Raw genomic sequence first — 19,101 nt, 5'->3', positions numbered from 1 at the left:
GGCGACACTACACGCCCCGCGCGCGCCTGCAAGCGGCATCAGCCAGCCGCCTTTTGCCGCCGCGACAGGGTGAGGCCGACGGGTTTCGCCGCCAGTGTCATCATGGTCGCGCCGCCGGGCAGCGGGACCAGCCGGCAGAGCGTATCCGGCCCTGCGCCGTGCTGGATGACGGTCTGCATGGGTGCTGAAAGCGCGTGATCGTGCAGCCGTGTTTCCACCTCGGACCAGAACGCGTCCTGCGGCAGCAAATCGGCGCAGATCCGAATGAAGCTGGCGGTGCTGATCTCGGCCAGGCTTTCATCGGGATCGACCCCGAGCAGCGCCGAACAGCGCGCGTTACACAAGAGCAGAAGGTTGCTGGCAGAGATCACCGCGACGGCTTCGTTCAGGTTTTCGAGCACCGCATGTCGCAGGTCGAGCTGCGCGCGAAAGCGGCGCGTCAAGGAGACCTCGTCGGAGATATCCTCGAACAGGAAAGCGATGGCGCCATCGGGATGGGGCCGCCCGGTGACGCGGAAGGTCAGGCCCGAAGAGAGGCTCCAGGTATCCTGGAAGAACCCGCCCGAGGCGGTGGCGACCATCTTGCCGATCTCCTTGCGCCAATTGGCGTAATTCTTCGGTTCGGGCATCACCTGACGGTCGCGCAGGTTGTCGAAGACGCTGATCAGATCGGGCTGCGCGCTGAGGAATTCCGCGCCAAGCCCCGTCAGATCGACCAGCGCGGGGTTGAACAGCGCAAGCCGGTGGTTGCGATCGAACACGGCCAGGCCGGTGGTGAGATTGGCGAAGGTCTTGGTCAGCGTCTGGACGAATTCGCGCCGGACGGTATCGGCCTGAACGACCTTGGTGATGTCGGTGACATGGTGAAACAGGTCCGCGCCGATGCGCGCCGATCCGACTTCGAACCAGCGGGGCGGGCTGGCGCTGTCGCCCTTTACCGATATGCGCTCGGTCAGGGTGGTGCCGTCATGCCCGACCTTGTCGGCATCCGGCAAGAGCCGGGCGCGGGTGGCGGCGGGCAGGGTGGCGAAAAACGTGTTGTCCCAGCGCGTCTGCCCGGCGCCATCGCTGATGCACAGCCCGAAAGGGGCGTTGCGCAATGCGCTGTCCCAGTTGCCAAGCCGCGTGCCAAGTCGGCGGCGGTCATGGTTCTCGGCAAAGTCCCCCGGTGCCGGATCCTGAAGGGTGATGTGACAGGCCGATCCGATCCGTTGCAGGCATAGCGTGGCGGTATCGTCGGGCAGGACCGAGCGCAGCGTCAGGCGTTCGCCAGCGTCGCGACCGGGCATATCGTCGGGCGTTTCGGGAAGATCGGGAAAGCGAAAGGCAAGCCAGGCGTGCAGCGCGGTCCAATCCGTCAGGCCCGGAGGCAGGTGGCGTTCGGGCAGATCGTGATCCGAAAGAATGCCATTGGTGAACAGGAAGCGGGCGGTGCCCGGATCGGCGGCGGCAGTCGCGGTGACAGGGGCACGCGCAGGGGCAAAGCGGCCGATCAGCCAGACCACGCCAAAGGCGATCACACCCGACAGAAGGGGCAGCAGAAGCCACCCGAAAGCGGGAATCGTCATGACAATCCTTTCCGGTATCCTGTCGGTCCCGCACAGGTTGGCCGGAAGTGGTTAATCGCCGGTTAACGGACTCAGGCGTGGAAGGGCAGGTTCTCGCCGCTGGGGCGGCGGGCATCGGGGGTTTCGGCCTCGATCTGCGCGCGCAGCCATGACAGTTCGACCACCGCGCCGATGGCGTCGGGATGGTGGCCCTCGTCACTGGTCGCATCCGAGGCGTTGGCAAAGCTGAGATCCGCGCCGGAGCGTTCGAGAAGCGTCTTGGCGATGAACAGCCCCAGGCCCATGCCTTCATAGCCGGGCCGGCGCGGATCGTCGCGCGCGCCACGGCGGCGCATGAAGGGTTCCCCGATGCGGCTGAGGACATGGTGTGAATACCCGCGCCCGTCATCCATGATGCGCACCGTGATCCTTGTGTCGTCCCACCAGCTTTCGATCCAGACATTGGCGCGGGCGAAATCGACGGCGTTCTGGATCAGGTTGCGCAACCCGTGGACGACCTCGGGGCGGCGATAGATGATGGGCTGGCTTTCCAGTGGTCCGGCGGGCGAACCGTGGGCGAAGTGGATGTGCTTGCCGCGGTCGAGATGGGGTTCGGCCGCCTCATCCAGAATGGCGGTCAGCGGTGCCGTGCGCAGGTGCAGGTCGTCCTTTCCCGCGCGCCCCATCGAGCGCAGGATATCACGGCAGCGATCCGCCTGCTGGCGGATCAGCAGGGCATCGTCGCGCAGCTCGGCCTGATCCGAGAGCTCCTCGGCAAGTTCGGCGCTGGTCAGCTTGATCGTGGCCAGCGGCGTGCCAAGCTCATGTGCGGCGGCGGCGACGACACCGCCCAGATCGGTCAGTTTCTGTTCGCGCGCCAGCGCCATCTGGGTCGCCTGAAGCGCATCGGACATGGCGTCCATCTCGGAGACGATCCAGCGTGAATAGACCCCGAGGAAGACGATGGCGATCACGATGGCGGTCCAGTTCCCGAACAGGAAGACATCCGGCATGCGCAGGACGAAACCCTGCTCGGTGCGCAATGGCAGGTGGAACTGGGTCAGGATCGACACCGTCAGGATCGCGGTCAGGCCGAGGAACATCGTCGAGCGCGACGAGATCGCCGAGGCCGACACCGTGACCGGCCCGACGATGAGAATCGAGAACGGGTTGTTGAGACCGCCGGTCAGATACAGCAACAGGCCCAGCTGAAGCATGTCGAAAAGCACGACCAGAAGGGTCTCGTTCTCGGAAAGGCGCTTGTTCTCGGGATAGATGAACGCGGCCACCAGATTGGAGACGACGGACACCCCGATCACGAGGAAGCAAAGCCCGATTTCGAGGTTGAGGTTATAGAGGCGCTGGGCCACGATCAGGGCGGTGACCTGTCCGGCGATCGCCCACCATCGCAGCAAGACCAGCGTGCGCAGGCGGATCCAGTTGCCGCGGCTGCGTGATTTGAAGGTTCCGGGCGGGATTTCGGACATCTGCGCGCTTGGGTCCCGTTGCAAGTTCCGTATGTGGTGTTAGATGTGCCACAGCGCGCGAAAGATGCCCAGAACAATGAGGATCTCCCGATGACACGGACACTCGCGATTGCCGCAGCGGCGGTATTGGTAGTGGCGCTGGCGGCGCTTTATTTCCTGACCGTCGGGTCGGGGAGCGATGATCGCTTCGCGCAGTGCCGGGAGGGCAAGGTCGGCGGCGGCGCAGAGATCGGCGGGCCGTTCACGCTGGTTGACGAGAATGGCGAGACGGTCACCGATCAGGATGTGATCGACAAGCCCGCGCTGATCTATTTCGGCTATACCTTCTGCCCGGATGTCTGCCCGCTGGACATGTCGCGCAATGTCGAGGCTGTCGAGGTTCTGGAAGAACGGGGCCGCATGGTGAAGCCGGTCTTCATCTCGATCGACCCCGAGCGCGACACGCCCGAGATGCTGACCGATTTCACCGACAACCTGCATCCGCGCCTGTTGGGGCTGACGGGATCGCCCGAACAGATCCGCGCGGCCAGTCAGGCCTATCGGACCTATTACCAGAAACAGGAGCCCGAGGAGGGCGACGAGGACTATTATTTGGTGGACCATTCGACCTTCACATATCTCGTCCTGCCCGAAATCGGCTTTGTGGAGTTTTTCCGGCGTGATATCGGACCTGACCGGATGGCGGACCGGGTGGAATGTTTCATGGACGCGATGTGACGAAGCGCCAGAGTTTGACGGCCCCACCGGTCGAGGCTAGAACTGTCGTATACCAGTGTGCGCGAACGAGAGGAGGGTCGGCATGACCGGCGATTTGCGCGAGATCGGGGGCGACAGGTCGCTTCTTCTCGTTGACGATGACGAACCGTTCCTGCGCAGGCTTGCAAAGGCGATGGAAAGACGTGGTTTCGAAGTCGAGACCGCGGATTCCGTGACCGCCGGCAAGGCCATCGCAACAGCCCGGCCCCCGGCATATGCGGTCTGCGACCTGCGGCTGGAGGATGGCAACGGGCTGGACGTGGTCGAAGTGATCCGCGAGCGCCGCCCCGACAGCCGCGTCGTGGTGCTGACCGGCTATGGCGCCATTGCAACGGCGGTGGCTGCGGTGAAGATCGGCGCGACCGATTACCTGTCCAAGCCTGCCGACGCCACGGATATCACCAACGCCCTGCTGGCGACCGCAGATGAACTGCCGCCGCCGCCCGAAAACCCGATGAGCGCGGACCGCGTACGCTGGGAACATATCCAGCGGGTTTATGAGCTGTGCGACCGCAACGTGTCGGAAACGGCGCGGCGGCTGAACATGCATCGCAGGACATTGCAGCGCATCCTGGCGAAACGCTCGCCGCGATAGGCGATTGGCGCGCCTTCGCATTCATGGAACCTGAAGGCACCGATTCGCTGGGTCGCGATGGAGATTTCTTGCAGAAGTTGTGTTGCGCCGGGTCAACCGGCAACCTTGACGGACATATATCCACCTGAAATTGCAAAATCGTCTGTCCCGAAAGGAAAGATTCGGGAATGTGGCGGAAATGTGGCAAGCTCAAAGGCTGTTGGAGTAGCGATTTAACCGCGTTCATCGTTCTGGCCACTTTGTAGATGGCGCAATATTCGATGAATGCTTTTACGAGGAAGCGGATTTTGGCGGCAGATTTTCGGGCGCATGGTCCGAGACTCGCTTGTCGCGCATGCCATACCGTCGAGCAGAGATTAACAGCGATGCTCAAAGGCGGTTCGGTTTAAGGAGATTATGATGAAACAATTATTTAATTTCACGGTGATCGCGACAAGTGCGTTTGTTGCACTTGCCGGAGGCGCCTCGGCAGCGACGTGTAGCGGTGGTACGACGGTTTGGACCATGACCGCAAGCACCTCTCCTTCTTCGCCCGGCGACGCAGCGATCTCATGCTTTGCGGAGTACGATGCAAATTTGGTTGCTCCGGGTGCTGTTCCTGAGTTGGCGGCTCTCTCGGGCCTGGAGTGGCTCGATTACACTGATGCCGATGGGGGGCAACAGGCCTCTCTACTTGAGTATGGCGTCATGAGCTACAGCGACCAGGAGACAAGTGGGAAAGACGGCATTATTGAAGGTCTTCTTTCGATAGTCGGGCTGTCCGGTTTCTATGATCGGCTGTTCGTCGGGCTCAAGGCAGGCGACAATATCGATCCAACATCCGTCGTATTTGAAGTGGAAGTTGGCGCCGACGGAAATGGGTATTTCAACTACACGGTTGATCCCAAGCAAGGCGGTTCTGTTTCGCATGCCACTTTGTATGGCATTCCGACAGCTCCTATCCCTCTACCCGCAGCGGGCTGGCTCCTGCTATGCGGCATCGGCGGCCTCGCGGCTCTCAAGCGCAGTAAGACGCTCAAGGCTGCCTGACAGCTACAAGACCCTGAGAATACAAATTCCAAAGGGCGCTCGGTATGAGCGCCCTTTGCGTTTTCGAATCCCCGCCAAAGCCGCCGAGGCATCGCCATTGTATGCGGAGACGGGAAAATCGGCGGATTCGTGAACGGCCCGAGGGTTGGTTTGGCATGGCTTTTCAAGCCGATATAAAGTAAAAATCGATGCTATTACGGGGGCGTTTATTTGCTCCCATGTGTCCTGTTTTCATTCGATTCATTTATTCAGGGTTCATTCATGGCTGATACCGGCTCCATTTCGCGTTTCAACAGGGTTTCGGGCGATTATTTCCATTGGGGCAGCCTGTGGCTGTTGCTGGCGACATTGGCGGCGGGTCTTTTCTACTGGGAAGGCATCGCCGAGTTGCTGGCGGCCTGGAAGATGCCCGAATACAGCCACGGCCCGTTGATTCCGGTTCTGTCGGGGCTGCTGTTCCTGCGCCAGCTCAAGACCGTGCCGGTCAATGACGGGCCGGTGCATGACCGCTGGCCGGGTGTGGTCCTGCTGATCGTGGCGGTGCTGCTGGGTGCGGCGGGCAAGATGATCGATATCCCCGACATCGTGGCCTATGCCCTGATCCTGTGGGTCGGTGCGGTGCTGCTGATCAGTTTTGGCTGGAAAACGGGCAAGCATTTCTGGCCGCCGGTGGTGCATCTGGTGTTCATGCTGCCCCTGCCTGGCGCGATCTATTATGGCCTGTCCACCTATTTGCAGGGGATTTCATCCGAACTTGGGGTCTATTTCCTTCAGCTGATGCGGGTGCCCGTTTACCTGGAAGGCAACATCATCGACCTAGGCGTCTTCAAGCTGCAGGTCGCCGAGGCCTGTTCGGGGCTGCGCTACCTGTTCCCGATCCTCAGCTTTTCCTACATCTTCGCGGTGCTTTACCAGGGGCCGATGTGGCACAAGGCGCTGCTGCTGGTGTCGGCGGCGCCGATCACGGTGTTCATGAACTCGGTGCGGATCGCGATCGCGGGGTGGATTGTCAACAATTACGGGATCGAGCATGTCGAGGGGTTCTCGCATTTCTTCGAGGGCTGGGTGATCTTCATCTCCTGCGTGCTGATCCTGTTCGTCTTCGCATGGGTACTGGTGAAACTGCGGCGCGACCGGATCGGCCTGATCCAGGCGCTGGACCTGGAAACCGAAGGTCTGGGCACGCAGGCGAAACGTATCGGGCTGGTGCGCCCCTCCGTGGCGCTGATCTTCGCGGCGGTGCTGGTCGGCGGGCTGGCAGCCGGATGGGAGGCATTGCCCAAGCGCGAGGCGGCTGTCGTGGAGCGCGATCCGCTGGTGTTGTTCCCGCCAAACGTGGGGGACTGGACGGCAAGCCCGCATGGGGCGCTGGACCCGGCGGTCGAGAATGCCCTGAATGCGGATGATTACCTGTCGGCGACCTTGGCGCAGGCGGGGATGGAACAGAATGTCGAGCTGTTCATCGCCTGGTACGGGGACCAGAGCACCGGCGGCGTGCATTCGCCCGAAGTCTGCCTGCCTGGCGCGGGCTGGGAGATCGCCAAGCTGGAACAGATCGAGATGGCAGCGGATGGCAGGCCGGAAGCGCCCTTTACGCTGAACCGCGCGATCATTCAGAAGGGCGTGAACCGGATGCTGGTCTATTACTGGTATGAGCAGCAGGGCGAGCGCACCGCGTCGATGTATGCGGCCAAGATGCACCTGATGATGGGCAAGCTGCGCGACGGGCGCGACGACAGCGCCATCGTGCGCCTGATCACGCCCATCGGTGAAGACGAATCCGCGCAGGAGGCCGAAATCCGTCTGCAGGACAGCATGCAGGCGCTGCTGGACAAGCTGCCGCGATTCATCCCGGGAACCTGATGGCGGTCGACGGGATGGCATGCGAGGTGAAACCGCCTGTGCTGGTATTCGGTGCGCTGAGGTCGGGCACCACGGTGTTCCGGCTGATGCTGAACGCGCATCCCTTGCTGAACAATCCGGGTGAAGTGGATTTCCTGTTCGATTGCCTGCGGCGGGATCCGGGGCGCGCGGACGGGTGGCGATACGATCTGAAGGCGCTGAGCGAAAACCGGATCTTCCGGGCGTCGGGCCTGCGGATACCGCCGGGGCGCGACGGGCTGGACCTTTTGGCGGACTTCCTGACGCAATACCGGGAGCGCAACCCGGCCTGCCTGACGCTGAACATTCACCGCAATATTGACCGCGCGCTCGAGGTTCTGCCGGGTGCGCCCGTTATTCACGTGCTGCGCGACCCGCGCGACGTGGCGCGTTCATGCATCGGCATGGGATGGGCCGGGACTTTGTTCCACGGGGTCCAGCAATGGATCTTCACGGAGACCGAATGGGACGAGGCCCGTGCGCGGCTTGCGGATGGGCAGGCGCTTGAACTGACATATGAGGCGCTGATCGCCGATACGCCCGGCTGCCTTGGTCGGATCTGCGATTTCCTGGGTGTGGATTTCGATGAAGCGATGCTGAGCTATCACAAAGACACCACCTATGGCGCGCCGGACCCCGCGCTGATCGCCCAATGGAAGCGCAAGTCTTCGCCCCATGAGGTCGCCCTTGTCGAGGGCCGCGTCGCGGCAATGATGCGGGCGCGTGGCTATGAGCCAGCCGGGGCACCGCATTATCCCGGAATGTTCGAGAAGGCCGGATTGATGCTGCGCAACAGGGCGCATACCTGGCGGGTCGCCATCGGACGGTATGGCTTTGCGCTGTTCGCTCTGGAGAAACTGACCCGGCGTCTGGGTCTTGGCCGGCTTCACAGCAGGTGCCGCGCGCGGATGCACCAGCATGACATCGCGATCCTGAAATGAAACGGGCGCGGCCCCTGAGGAGTGCCGCGCCCGCGAAGCTGCTGACCGAGGTTCAGATATCGAAGATGTCGACGAAAACCGTGCCCTTGGAGAGAACGCCGTTATCATCGGCGACCCAGTAGTCGAAGCTTTCGGAACCGACCTTGTTCTCATGCGGCTCATAAAGCAGCATGCCATCGTCCTGAAGGGTCAGGTTGGCATGGAACGGGTTGGTGAAACCGTCGATCTCGAGGGCGGCGCCTTCCGGGTCGAAGTCATTGGCCATCGGATCGATCAGGATCGAGGAGCCCATGGTCGTGGTGAAATGATCGTCCTGCGTGACCGGCGCCTGGCTGTCGAGGTCGATGAACCCGTTGTTGACGGCACCGATTATGTCGAGACGTTCACGGCTCGTTTCAATGGTGACCACATGCGTGAGCTTGAGCAAGTCACCGGTCGCGCGGTCGGCCACGTAATCCTTGACCAGCATGACATAGTCACCGCTTTCGGTCTCGTAATACCCGTCCTTTTTCAACATCGGGGTCAGCCAGATCTTTTGCTCGTCATTCACGAACTGGCGATCGCGGGATCCGATGGAGTCCGTCTTGATCCCGTCGAGGTAAAGGCTCTCTCCGGCAACGACCTCGAGACTGGTCGAACCCTGCATGTCGAAGGAAAGACGCCCCTCCACCAGGTCATCAGATGTAAGCCACATGTGGCGATCGGGATTGAAACCATTGACGTCGACCACATTGTTGGCGAATTCAGCGTCGATGATGACATGGCCGTAATCAGCGTCGGTCCAGGTGTCTCCGGCGCGTTGATCGAGCTCTATCCCGAGTTCGAAGCCTTCGGCCTTGAACCCGTTCAGAACCAGATCGAAGGTCAATCCGCCGAATTTGAAACCGGTTCCAGCGCTTGAGATCTTGTCCGTATTCGTGGTTCCGATCAGGTCGAAGTCCTTCAGCGTGTAATGCGAGGTATAGGTGAGGTTCACCCCTTCTGATGTCTCCCAGTTCGTGAAACCGTCCATCACGGTGCGGACCTCGTGGCCCTGCCAGGTGCTGCTCTTGACGACGATCATGCCGACCTGGGTGCCGAACGCCTCGTTGTCATGGAAACCCTGAATCGGAATCTGGTCGTTACCTTTCGGTTCGCGGCCATAATAGGCATCCGGGTGATCAAGCTGTTCGGCTGTCGGATTGGCATCGGAGGCGCGAAGCATCCAGACATAGCCATGGGTGGTGTTCGCCGCGATGTTGTGGCCCGCTTCCACCGCGCGGCCGCCGAAGAAGAACCCGTCGCCGGTGCGCCCGATATCGTCGCGATGCACGTCGTCGCCGGATTTCGTTTTCGCGTCGCCAAAGCCGATGCCCTCGGTCCTGATGGCCATGTTTTCCCACCAGAGGCCGGTTTCATCGCCGTCCTCGGCAACGAAAGCCGCGCCGAAGACATCGAAGGCCGTGTTCTGGACGAACTCGGCATGGCTGGAATGGTGGACAAAACCCCAGCCGGGCGATCCACTGACAGCATTGCCGAAGGCGATGGCGGGATTGTCCTGATCCTCGGTTCCGGTCCTGTGGAAATGGAACGAATAGCGCCCCTGAACATTGGAATCAGCCTGAACGCTGTCGAGCGACTCGACCTGAAAGGCCGGTTCGGACTTGTCGGTGCGGCCCAGATCGTCGAAAGCGGCATAGCGCACATCGACATCGTCATTATGCATGAACATGACATGGCCGCGATGGTGAACCTCGGTGGCCTCGCCATCTTCGCTGGAGAAGGTGATGTTGCGCGACATGTTGGCCACATAGGCCGACAGGTCATCGCGCGGGGCATCATGATCGTATTGCAGGGCGCGGTCGATACTGACGGTGCTGCCGTTGATCGCGGTGATCACCACCTCTTCGTCCTGGCTCTCGATATGTTCCCTTTCCTGGCCGTTCCAAGTCCAGCCGGTCTTGTGGGTGCCGGTCAGCACGATCGTGTCGCCCACCGACCAGTTGTCGGGGGTTTCGGCAAGGCGGATTTCGGTATCCCCGGCCATGGGTGCATCCGAGACCTTTGTATAGGCGGTTTTCTCGGCGCCGTGGATTTCGGCCTGCCCGTGGGAAATAATGCCGCGTGACAGCAGGGCCGGATCCCAGCCGACATCGATATCGCCGTTGTTGGCGATAATGATCTCGGCTTTGACATCTCCCTGAACCGGATTGTCCTCGGTACCGATTTCAAGAACACCCGACGATGATACGACCATCGTGTCCAGAAGCATCCTTGTGTCGGTATCGGTGGCGAAGGACAGTTCGCCGTCGACGCGGACGGTGAACAGCGACTCATCGCTTTCGCCGTCATAGCGCACCGAAACGCCCTTGGGGACCAATACCTTGGCGCCCGCATCCGGGATGCGGCCCTCATGCCATGTATCGGGATCGAACCAGTCACCGTCGCGCACGGCGACATGGGTCGCCTCGGAGCGCGGCACGAGGTCGAGAAGCTGGCCGTGCTCCGTGGCTTTCATCTCGTCGTCGGCATGGGCTGTATGGCCAGCGTGATCCGGCTCACTTTTCACGGCCGCGACGAAGGCATCTTCTTCTTCGGCTGTCATGGGTTGATCATACACCGAATCATCGTTGGTCGCATCGGTATCGTCATGGACGTGATCACCATCCTGCGTGTCATCGCCATCGCTTGCATCCGTGCCGTCGTCATCGGTCACGCCGTCGTCATGGGCCATCCCATCGTCATGATCGGTCATGCCATCGGAATCGGAACCGGAATCCCCGGTATCGGTGGCGGTATCTTCATCCACGGTATCGACGTTATCATCGGTGATGGGCTCAGGTGGTGCCTGTGTGAGGTTCCGGGCGTCGATCGTGGCGCGTGCACCATCGGTGTCCGGACCCGACCAATCCAGTTCCAGGGTCTGTTCACCGCCATTTTCGAAATAGCGCACTTCGATCGAATGATCGCCGGGCTCAAGATTGAGCTCGACAACTTCCAGAACATCGCCATGGGGATTGTCGTTGTCGATGACCCGGACACCGTCAATATAGAGCGCCGAACCGTCATCGGATGTCAGGTAGAAGGTGTAAGCGCCCGCCTTTTCAACGCTCAGTTCGCCGCTGTAACGTGCAGCGAAATTGTTGGTCGGGCCACCCTTCCAGAACGGGTTGTCCGATCGCGTCATGTTGAGCGCATCAACCGTTCCAGTCGAGTCGGGTGCCGCATCGAAATCGATCTGCGACAATGCGCTGACACTCGATTCAAGGATGAAATAGTCTGCGAGAAGTCCGGCGCCTTCGGCGAGATCATCGCCATCATCAGCCGCGGGAACGTCCTTGCGTGGGGACTTTTCATCTTTGTCTTTGGCGGGTTTCTTGGACTTCTTCTCATTGACCCCGGCACGAACGAAGCTGAAGTTCCCGAAATCGAAGAACGAAGCGGTGCTGAAGAAGCTGGGCTGAAAGATGTTGGTCACGGGTGCTAGCAAAGACATGCTGTTTCCTGACCAGCCACCGACACTCCAGGAATTGGCGGGAGTGAATGAAACTGACTTGAAGCTCGTTCCGAAGAAATCGTTCTGGCTGTTATCACCGAAATACATTTTCGATGCTCCTGTAATAAGGGCGTATCTGGCGCCCCAAGATGCCTGACCGACTTTCGTGACCATTTCTGGGCGGGCCGTGGGTCAAAAAAAGATACAAGTCTCATAAATGTGTCCTCTTTCAAGCGGGTTAGACCGCACATTTTGAGCGCGGCGCAGATCAGCGCAGGCCGCAATCGGGGCGGGGAGTCAGAAGGCATCCCGACTCCGGGCAAATAGGATTTTCAGGTATTGAACTCACCGCCACCTCGTATCGGGCATTCTTCGTCCCGACATTTTTGTACCTATCGCGTATCCGAGGCATGTGCAGGCGACAATCATATTTGGGATGCACGACTAAAACTGGCGCATTTATGCCCAGAGCGGGCTACATGTGGGGGTTTTTTGCCGGTCCCTATCCGTCCGGCTAGGTTGCCAGACCTCAGCCGTCCATTGCAGACGTCGGCGTCTTCAGAGGTTGAAGCGGAAATCGTCCGAGGCCAGAAGCTCGTTCAGGATCGAGCCGTCGCGCTCAGGTGAGGGGACCGGCTGAAGATGAGGCTTTTCGACAGGTGCAGACGCCCGGGCAGGCGAGGTCACGGGCGCGGCTTTGGGCAGGTCCTGGGTCGCGGGGCGGTCCTCGACCGGTGGACAGGCGCCGGATGTGAGGAGAAAGAACAACCCCTGACGGGTTCCCATCAGGTGTTCGGGCACTCTGTTCGATCGCACGGCCTGGTTCATTGTCTCGTCCCGACAGTCAGCGCCAGAGGGTATCCGGCGGTCGAGTCAGAAAAAACATATAAAATTGGCAAAAAAAGGGCGCGACACGGGACGCCGCGACGTCTCGATGCATTGAGTCCGGGTGTCATGCGGCAACTGCTCCTCGCCGATGCGGGCGCCGGTTCAGCGATGTGACGCCAGCGCCTCGTGATAGATTTCCAGGATCCGATCGATCTTTTTGTGCCAGTCGAACTGGCTTTTTGTCTTCTGTATTCCTGCCTCGCCCATATTGTGCCGCGTTTCGGGGTCGTTGGCCAAGGTTAAAATCGCCTTAGACAAGCGATGGGGGAAATCCCGCCGAGGGGTGGGTGCCACCAGGATTCCGCAGGACGGGTCGATGTAATCCGCAGGGCCACCCCAATCGGCCGCGATGACCGGGCGGCCCATGCTCATGGCTTCAAGCACCACGGCCCCGCCGCATTCACGCAGCGAATTGAGGATCAGTGCATCCGATGCGCGCAGCACCTCGGCACAGTCGCGTTGCGGTCTGAACCCGTGGAAAGTGACGTGATCTGCAAGGCCGGCCGTGCCGGCCTGATCCTCGAGTACGGCGCGTTCGGGGCCGTCGCCCAACACATCGAGGGTAACATCAGCGCCGCTTTCACGTGCGAGGCGGATGGCCTCGATGGTGAAGTCCAGCCCCTTGAGCGGGATCAGACGGCCCATGAAGACCAGCCGCAGCCGCCCTGGTGGCGCTGGTGTGCGCGGCGTGTCGCCTGTGGACCAGACCGCGAGATCGACGCCGTTCTCGACCAGCACTTCGGCGCGGGCGCGATTGGGCACGGGCAGCCCGTCGCGGGTGCGCTCATTGGCGACCAGCAGGACATCGGCGCGCCGCTTTCCGGGGATCGCAAGGTTGGCGAGCATGCCCAGCGCGCGCGCCGCCGGGATCAGGAGCCGCGTCATGCGGCTTTCGTAATCTTCATAGCCTTCGGGGTAGGACATGTTGCCATTCATCGGCCCGATGACCACCGGCACGCCAAAGCCGTGAATGCGCGAGGGCGCGCGCGGGGATACGGGGATCGGTTGATGGATGATGTCGACGCAACCTTCGCCGACGAGCCGGCGGATCAGACGCGCCTGGTAATATTCGTTGATCTGATTAAGCAAGTTGCCGATCAGCACCGGGCGCAGCGCGACCGGAAGGCGCTTGCCGATAGTCCAGGTGGCACGGTGCAGGCGGGTATCCTCGATGAAATGCATGTCGTGGGCGAAATCAGGCAGCGCCTCGGTCAGCTCGTGGCGGTTGCGGCTATGGGCGATCAGGGTCGCCGGGGTGCCGCGCTGCTTGAGGATCTCGAAATACTTGAGCGGCAGGAACGCTTCGCCACCCATGCGAGCCGAGGCGTTCTGCGCAACGATCAGAACCTTGGGTCGGTAATCCGGCGTCAGTGAAACGGGGTTCTCGCAAGATGGTTTTTGGTCCATAAAATCGGCACTGTCTTATGAATTTGAAAATGATCGGTCCCATTGTGGGCTCAAATCGAACCTTACGAGAGGCAAGCGTTTTTCCAATGGCGTTTTTTAGTTCTTTTTCCGAACAGACCGCGTTTCCAGAATGACGGCAGCGCTGAAGACGGTCGCGATCGAGGCCAGCAACTCGCTGGATTTCCTGAAACATGCCTTTCGCCTTTACGAAAGCGGCGCGCCGTTCACGGTACAACGCGCAGGACTCGATCTGTCTCATTATCCTGGCCTCGAGATCACCGAGCGGCTGGCGACGTTCCCTGGCGGTGGCTGGGGGCAGCACGCTTTCACGCGGGGGATGTCGGATGCGCCTGCGCAGATCCTGTTTTCGTCGGGCACCGAGGGGCGCCCGAAGCCCATAGTGCTGAGCCAGCGCAACATTTCGGATGTCGTGACGCGGTTGAATGCGGCGATGCAGCCGGATGAGACCATCCGCGAATATATCGGCGTTCCGGTGACCTATTCATTCGGGTTGGGGCGCGTGCGGGCCGTATCGGCGGTGGGCGGGCGTTTTTTCCTGCCCGAGCGTTTCGACCCCGTCGAAATCCGCGAGATGCTGGAGCGGGGCGAGATCAACGCCATCTCGGCCGTGCCGACCCTCTGGCGGATCGTGCTGGGCGCGCCGGATGCGATCGGCGATGCAGGCCAGGCGGTGAAATGGATCGAGATCGGCAGCCAATACATGTCGGGCGACGAGAAGCTGGCGCTGAAAGCGCTGTTTCCCAATGCGCGCATCGTGCAGCATTACGGCCTGACCGAGGCGTCGCGCAGCACGTTCCTAAACGTGTCTCGCAGCGATGATGCGTTGCTTGAAAGCGTGGGAACAGCAAGTCCGCCAAGCGAGGTCAGGATCGGAAGCAAAGGCGAGATCTGCATCCGGGGCGATCACGTGGCGCTGGGCGTTCTGAACGATGCCGGGGGGATCGACGCGATCTCGGACAGTGATGGTTGGCTGCATACCAAGGACAAGGGCGCGATCCGTGACGGAGCGCTCTATTACCTTGGGCGATTGGACGACCAGATGAACATCGCCGGGGTCAATGTGAACGCAGAGAACCTGGAGCGCGCGATCATCGAGCTGTGCGGCTGTGAGGGCAGGATCGCGGTCGGCTCGGTATCCGATCCGCTGCGCGGTGACGCCGCCCTGATCGCAGTCGATGACCGCATCGCCGAAAGAGCGCCCTTGATCGAAAAGGCGGCCGAGCTGGCGTTGAAGGCATCCGGAGTCGATCAGAGCGGTTGTGTCAGGATATTCGCGGTGGATGCGATCCCGGTGACAGGGACGGGCAAGATCCAGCGGCGCAAGCTGCGCGCGCTTTACGCGGCGCAAGGCGAAGTGATACCCGCTGCGAGTGGTCGCGAAGCGCATGATGACCGGACATTGACCCCGTCGGAAGCGAAGGTGGCCGAAGCCTGGCGCAAGGTGGCCGGTGCGCGTGCGATCACCCGAGATGACACCTTCTACGACGTGGGCGGGGATTCCCTGAGTGCCGTTCAGATCGGGCTTGTGATGGAGCGGCAGTTCGACCGCGGCACAGTACGTGCCACGCTGGAAGGGCGGACGCTGAGCGAGGTCGCGGCAACCGAGGACGCCGCGGGCACGGGGGATGCGACGGGCGCACCCGCCACAGCGGCGCTGCCGGAAAGAACCACGGCAACCTGGTCGATCAACATCACCCGCGCGATCATGGCCATTGCCGTGCTGTTCGCGCATTGGGGGCCGGGGTTCTTTGAAAGACTGGGTATCGCGCAGGAGGTGAATTATTACCTCGGCGGGTTCATGCGTATGGGCACCGAGGGCTTCGCCACGGTCTTTGGCGTCGGGCTCGGGTTCTTTTTCCTGCCCGCCTATGGCAGCGACCCGGCGTCGGTACACAAGCGGTTGCGCATCTCGTTTCTTTTGGTGTTGTCAGGGCTGGGGCTGCTGGGGGCTGTGCATCTTGTGCTGCTGATGATCGAAGGACAGGCGATCACCGGCCTCAGCGTCGCGCGGGCGTTCTATAACATCCTGGCATATTACGTACTGGCCTTCGCCACGGCGGCGATCTGGCTGCGCTATCTGAACGGCGGACAGAGCGTGATTTTCCGGGCGCTGGTTGTCGTCGTGCTGGCCTTGCCGGTGACCTGGGCCATGCGGGCGATCCTGCCGGATCAACAGTTGAACAGCATCCTGGAATGGCCCCGGCTGATGGCGGTGGCGGGCTACAGTTACTTTCAGCTATCGGCGTTGGTCTTCGGCGGGATCGCCATTGGCCACTGGTATTCGAGGCAGGATGATCTTTGCGCGGCAAGCAAGGCGCTGGCGGTGGCCGGGGGCTGCGGAATGGCCTTGTCGATGACCGTCGGGCTGGATGTGCTGCCGCCCAATTCCTTTGCGACCGGCAGCTCGCCGTTCTTCCTGAGCCTGCTGGGCTATGTCTTCTATTTCTTCGCGACGGTGTTTCTGGTCGGGATATTCGATCTGTTACTCAGGCATTGGAACGGGCTCGGTCGCACCACCCGTGCCGTCCTGCAGATCCTGATCGTGACGGGGGGGCTGGCGCTTCCGATTTATGCGTTTCATGGGATCGTCATACCGCTCAAGGATATCCTGCTGATCGCCGGGTTGCCCGGCGCTGTCGCCTTGGTCCTTCCCATAGGGGCATTCATTGCGGTGATGATCTATCTTGGGTGGCGGCTCAGGCGGATGTATTTCGGCTGAGCGGCTGAATCATGCGCCGTCTTTGGCTGCGGGCGCTTCGAGACAGGCGGCGAAGGCGCGCGCGCAATCGCTCCAGGAGTAGGACTCGACCGCCTTTGCGGCATTGCGCGACATGGTTTTCCAGTCGTCCGGTTCGGCGCTCAGCACCTTGATGATACGGTCTGCCAGGGCTTCGGCATCGTCGATATCGACAACATAGCCGCTGACGCCATCTTCGATCACGTCGGGGGCGCAACCGGTGCGCGTGGCGACAACCGGGCAGCCGCAGGCCATCGCCTCGAGCACGGGAAGGCCGAACCCTTCCGAGTTGCTGCCGAAAAGGTAGACATCGCTGGCGGCGTAGATTCGGGGGATTTCGTCCTGTGGGGGCGATTTAAGGTAGGTCGTATAATCAGGCAATGGCAGGCGGCCGAGAGGGTCGATGGTGCCGAAAGCAAGTACCGAAAGATCGGGCAGGCGCGCCTGCACGATGTCGAGCGCCTTTAGGCTGGTATCCACGCCTTTGAACAGTTTGCCGGAGTACATCAGGCTCACGGTGGGCGCATCGCGCTTGCTGCGCGGCTGAAACTGGAACTGATCGTGATCCACGGCATTGGGCACGACCGGCACATCTTTGTCGCCATATTCGGATTCCATCACGTCCCGCAGCCAGCTTGAAACGGCGATCTTCCTGAGTGGCAGACGATAGGAGGCCGCGCCCTGCTTGGCATAGGGAGGGTTGTGGACCTCATGGTGTTGCACGAAATAGAACTTCCGGCCCTTAGAAGCGGACAGGTTCGCGACCATGTAGGCCGTGGTCCAGAAGGTCGCGATCACAACGTCGGCGTCGGGCACGTCTTCATCGGTGATCTGTTCGGCGTTCCGGGTCAGATGCAAGCGCGCCTTTATGCCGTCAAAATGGCTTTTCTCGGGGCGGGGCCGAGGCCTTCGCCCCTTCAGCAACCGCTTCAGCGTTTGCTTCCAGCTGAAATAGGGATGGGGCTGTGCCACGATCGTCACGTCATGACCCATTTCGGTCAGCAGGTCGGCGTAGATCGCGATGACGCGGTCGCCGCCTGACAGGTTGGGAGGGGTGCAGACGAAGGTGATCTTCACTGTGCAGGTTCCTTCAGGGCATCACGACAATCCGGCGAAGGCTTGCCATTTGCGGGGTTTCCTTCGTTCGCGTTGAAAAGCGCTTTGAGCTGCCGGGCGTTCTTGTTGACATCGTGCTGTGCTTGGATGCGGCGGCGGCCTTCGGCGCCCTTCCGGGCCAGGGTTTCAGGTGGGGCGTCGAGTGCGTCATCCATCGCGGCGGCGATGGCGTCGATGGACCCGGCAGGGATGATCCAGCCGCAGGAGTCATCCACCAGTTCGGGAATGCCTGCGATATAGGTCGAGATCGCGGGCCGCCCCAGCGCGAGCGCCTCCATGATCACCACGGGCAGGCCTTCCGCGAAGCTGGGGAGCAAAAGGGCGCGGGCGGCTTCGAGATGGCGGCGCACCTCGGCATTGTCGCGCCAGCCAAGCAGCGTGAGATTGCCCTGAAGCCCGTGCCTTGCGATGGCGGCTTCGATTGCGCCGCGGGTCTCGCCATCGCCGATCAGGACGATGCGCAGATCGGGGTGACGGGCGACCACCTGTGCGGCCGCCTCAACGATCAGCGTCTGGGCCTTTTGCGGGCAGAGCCGCCCGACCGTGACGAAAGGCGCCTTTGCATCGCTGGGCGCGTTGGAGGGCGCGAATTCGGAGAGGTCGATGCCGCAGCGGACGATCTGGATCTTGTCCCAATGCGCCATGCCCGCGGCGCGGGCCAGTTGGACCCGGCAATATTCCGATATCGCGACGACGAAGCGCGCCTCGCTCACCTTGAGCGCCAGCGAGGAACGGCCCCAATAGACGAACTCGTCAGGGCCGTGGGCGGTGAAACTGTATCCGGGTCCGCCAAGCCGATGGCACAGCATGGCGACAGCCGCGGAATTGGTCGAGAAATGCGTATGCAGATGGGTGATCCGATCGCGCATCGCCCGCCGTTTGAGCGACACGGCCTCGAGCAGGTAAGCGACATGCGGCACGAGGCCGCCCCCGGCATTGCGCCAGAGCCGCCACCAGCCCCGAAGCGCACGCCAGAGCCCCTTGGGATTGGCCAGGGTCTCGGCGGCGAAATCCGCCAGCAAGGCGGGCAGGCGCCCGACCAGAAGATAGAAGGTCTTGTGCTGTTCGGCCTTGTCCTGATCGTCGACCAGTGGTTCGGACCAGGGGCGGATCGCATAGCGCGCGATGCTGACTCCGCTGGATTCAAGCGCGTGAATCTCGCGCCGGATGAAGGTCGTGCTGGTCATCGGGTAGGCGTTCATCAGGTATCCGATCCGCATC

Annotated in this window: 13 protein-coding genes; 6 read left to right on the top strand and 7 right to left on the bottom strand. The window is 61.5% G+C overall.

Going from position 1 to position 19,101, the window contains the following annotated elements; all coding sequences use genetic code 11:
* Positions 1 to 38: 38 nt before the first annotated feature.
* The gene (locus tag N5A93_RS03365) at positions 39 to 1,568 is read right to left on the bottom strand and encodes a PAS-domain containing protein (protein ID WP_268953650.1); all 1,530 of its coding nucleotides are present in this window, start codon (positions 1,566 to 1,568) and stop codon (positions 39 to 41) included.
* 71 nt (positions 1,569 to 1,639) lie between these two features.
* Positions 1,640 to 3,034: a sensor histidine kinase RegB gene (gene regB, locus N5A93_RS03360; RefSeq protein ID WP_268953649.1), complete on the bottom strand. Its 1,395-nt coding sequence runs from the start codon at positions 3,032 to 3,034 to the stop codon at positions 1,640 to 1,642.
* A gap of 90 nt (positions 3,035 to 3,124) precedes the next feature.
* On the opposite strand from regB, the gene N5A93_RS03355 reads away from it, so the two are divergent.
* The 5 genes from N5A93_RS03355 (at position 3,125) to N5A93_RS03335 (ending at position 8,236) form a co-directional block, all read left to right on the top strand.
* Positions 3,125 to 3,751: an SCO family protein gene (locus tag N5A93_RS03355; RefSeq protein WP_268953648.1), complete on the top strand. Its 627-nt coding sequence runs from the start codon at positions 3,125 to 3,127 to the stop codon at positions 3,749 to 3,751.
* An 82-nt stretch (positions 3,752 to 3,833) separates the two neighbouring features.
* Positions 3,834 to 4,385, top strand: coding sequence for an ActR/PrrA/RegA family redox response regulator transcription factor (locus tag N5A93_RS03350; protein WP_268953647.1), 552 nt, complete (start codon positions 3,834 to 3,836; stop codon positions 4,383 to 4,385).
* Between the two features lie 399 nt (positions 4,386 to 4,784).
* On the top strand, positions 4,785 to 5,414 hold the full coding sequence (locus N5A93_RS03345) for a VPLPA-CTERM sorting domain-containing protein (protein WP_268953646.1): 630 nt from the start codon (positions 4,785 to 4,787) through the stop codon (positions 5,412 to 5,414).
* Between the two features lie 261 nt (positions 5,415 to 5,675).
* The gene (xrtD, locus tag N5A93_RS03340) at positions 5,676 to 7,277 is read left to right on the top strand and encodes a VPLPA-CTERM-specific exosortase XrtD (RefSeq protein ID WP_268953645.1); all 1,602 of its coding nucleotides are present in this window, start codon (positions 5,676 to 5,678) and stop codon (positions 7,275 to 7,277) included.
* Positions 7,278 to 7,303: 26 nt separating this feature from the next.
* Positions 7,304 to 8,236: a sulfotransferase family protein gene (locus tag N5A93_RS03335; RefSeq protein ID WP_268953644.1), complete on the top strand. Its 933-nt coding sequence runs from the start codon at positions 7,304 to 7,306 to the stop codon at positions 8,234 to 8,236.
* A 52-nt stretch (positions 8,237 to 8,288) separates the two neighbouring features.
* On the opposite strand, the gene N5A93_RS03330 is transcribed toward N5A93_RS03335, so the two are convergent.
* The 3 genes from N5A93_RS03330 to N5A93_RS03320 form a co-directional block, all read right to left on the bottom strand.
* Positions 8,289 to 11,711, bottom strand: coding sequence for a G8 domain-containing protein (locus N5A93_RS03330; protein WP_268953643.1), 3,423 nt, complete (start codon positions 11,709 to 11,711; stop codon positions 8,289 to 8,291).
* Between the two features lie 558 nt (positions 11,712 to 12,269).
* On the bottom strand, positions 12,270 to 12,527 hold the full coding sequence (locus N5A93_RS03325; RefSeq protein ID WP_268953642.1) for a hypothetical protein: 258 nt from the start codon (positions 12,525 to 12,527) through the stop codon (positions 12,270 to 12,272).
* A gap of 174 nt (positions 12,528 to 12,701) precedes the next feature.
* The gene (locus N5A93_RS03320; RefSeq protein WP_268953641.1) at positions 12,702 to 14,006 is read right to left on the bottom strand and encodes a glycosyltransferase family 4 protein; all 1,305 of its coding nucleotides are present in this window, start codon (positions 14,004 to 14,006) and stop codon (positions 12,702 to 12,704) included.
* A gap of 130 nt (positions 14,007 to 14,136) precedes the next feature.
* On the opposite strand from N5A93_RS03320, the gene N5A93_RS03315 reads away from it, so the two are divergent.
* On the top strand, positions 14,137 to 16,746 hold the full coding sequence (locus tag N5A93_RS03315) for an AMP-binding protein (RefSeq protein ID WP_268953640.1): 2,610 nt from the start codon (positions 14,137 to 14,139) through the stop codon (positions 16,744 to 16,746).
* Between the two features lie 9 nt (positions 16,747 to 16,755).
* Here N5A93_RS03315 and N5A93_RS03310 read toward each other — a convergent pair whose 3' ends face one another.
* On the bottom strand, positions 16,756 to 17,841 hold the full coding sequence (locus N5A93_RS03310) for a glycosyltransferase family 4 protein (RefSeq protein ID WP_268953639.1): 1,086 nt from the start codon (positions 17,839 to 17,841) through the stop codon (positions 16,756 to 16,758).
* Positions 17,838 to 19,100, bottom strand: coding sequence for a glycosyltransferase family 4 protein (locus tag N5A93_RS03305; protein ID WP_268953638.1), 1,263 nt, complete (start codon positions 19,098 to 19,100; stop codon positions 17,838 to 17,840). Before N5A93_RS03305 ends, N5A93_RS03310 begins: the two co-directional genes overlap by 4 nt.
* Between the last annotated feature and the right edge of the window lies 1 nt (position 19,101).

The sequence above is a fragment of the Roseovarius salincola genome, assembly GCF_026891095.1.
Lineage (GTDB): Bacteria > Pseudomonadota > Alphaproteobacteria > Rhodobacterales > Rhodobacteraceae > Roseovarius > Roseovarius salincola.
This window is presented reverse-complemented; position numbering and strand designations above follow the sequence as displayed.

What these genes read in the sequence shown, in the direction of transcription:
- N5A93_RS03365 (WP_268953650.1), bottom strand. Translation starts at nt 1,568, where the DNA reads ATGACGATTCCCGCTTTCGGGTGGCTTCTGCTGCCCCTTCTGTCGGGT.
- regB (WP_268953649.1), bottom strand. Translation starts at nt 3,034, where the DNA reads ATGTCCGAAATCCCGCCCGGAACCTTCAAATCACGCAGCCGCGGCAAC.
- N5A93_RS03355 (WP_268953648.1), top strand. Translation starts at nt 3,125, where the DNA reads ATGACACGGACACTCGCGATTGCCGCAGCGGCGGTATTGGTAGTGGCG.
- N5A93_RS03350 (WP_268953647.1), top strand. Translation starts at nt 3,834, where the DNA reads ATGACCGGCGATTTGCGCGAGATCGGGGGCGACAGGTCGCTTCTTCTC.
- N5A93_RS03345 (WP_268953646.1), top strand. Translation starts at nt 4,785, where the DNA reads ATGAAACAATTATTTAATTTCACGGTGATCGCGACAAGTGCGTTTGTT.
- xrtD (WP_268953645.1), top strand. Translation starts at nt 5,676, where the DNA reads ATGGCTGATACCGGCTCCATTTCGCGTTTCAACAGGGTTTCGGGCGAT.
- N5A93_RS03330 (WP_268953643.1), bottom strand. Translation starts at nt 11,711, where the DNA reads ATGTCTTTGCTAGCACCCGTGACCAACATCTTTCAGCCCAGCTTCTTC.
- N5A93_RS03320 (WP_268953641.1), bottom strand. Translation starts at nt 14,006, where the DNA reads ATGGACCAAAAACCATCTTGCGAGAACCCCGTTTCACTGACGCCGGAT.
- N5A93_RS03315 (WP_268953640.1), top strand. Translation starts at nt 14,137, where the DNA reads ATGACGGCAGCGCTGAAGACGGTCGCGATCGAGGCCAGCAACTCGCTG.
- N5A93_RS03305 (WP_268953638.1), bottom strand. Translation starts at nt 19,100, where the DNA reads ATGCGGATCGGATACCTGATGAACGCCTACCCGATGACCAGCACGACC.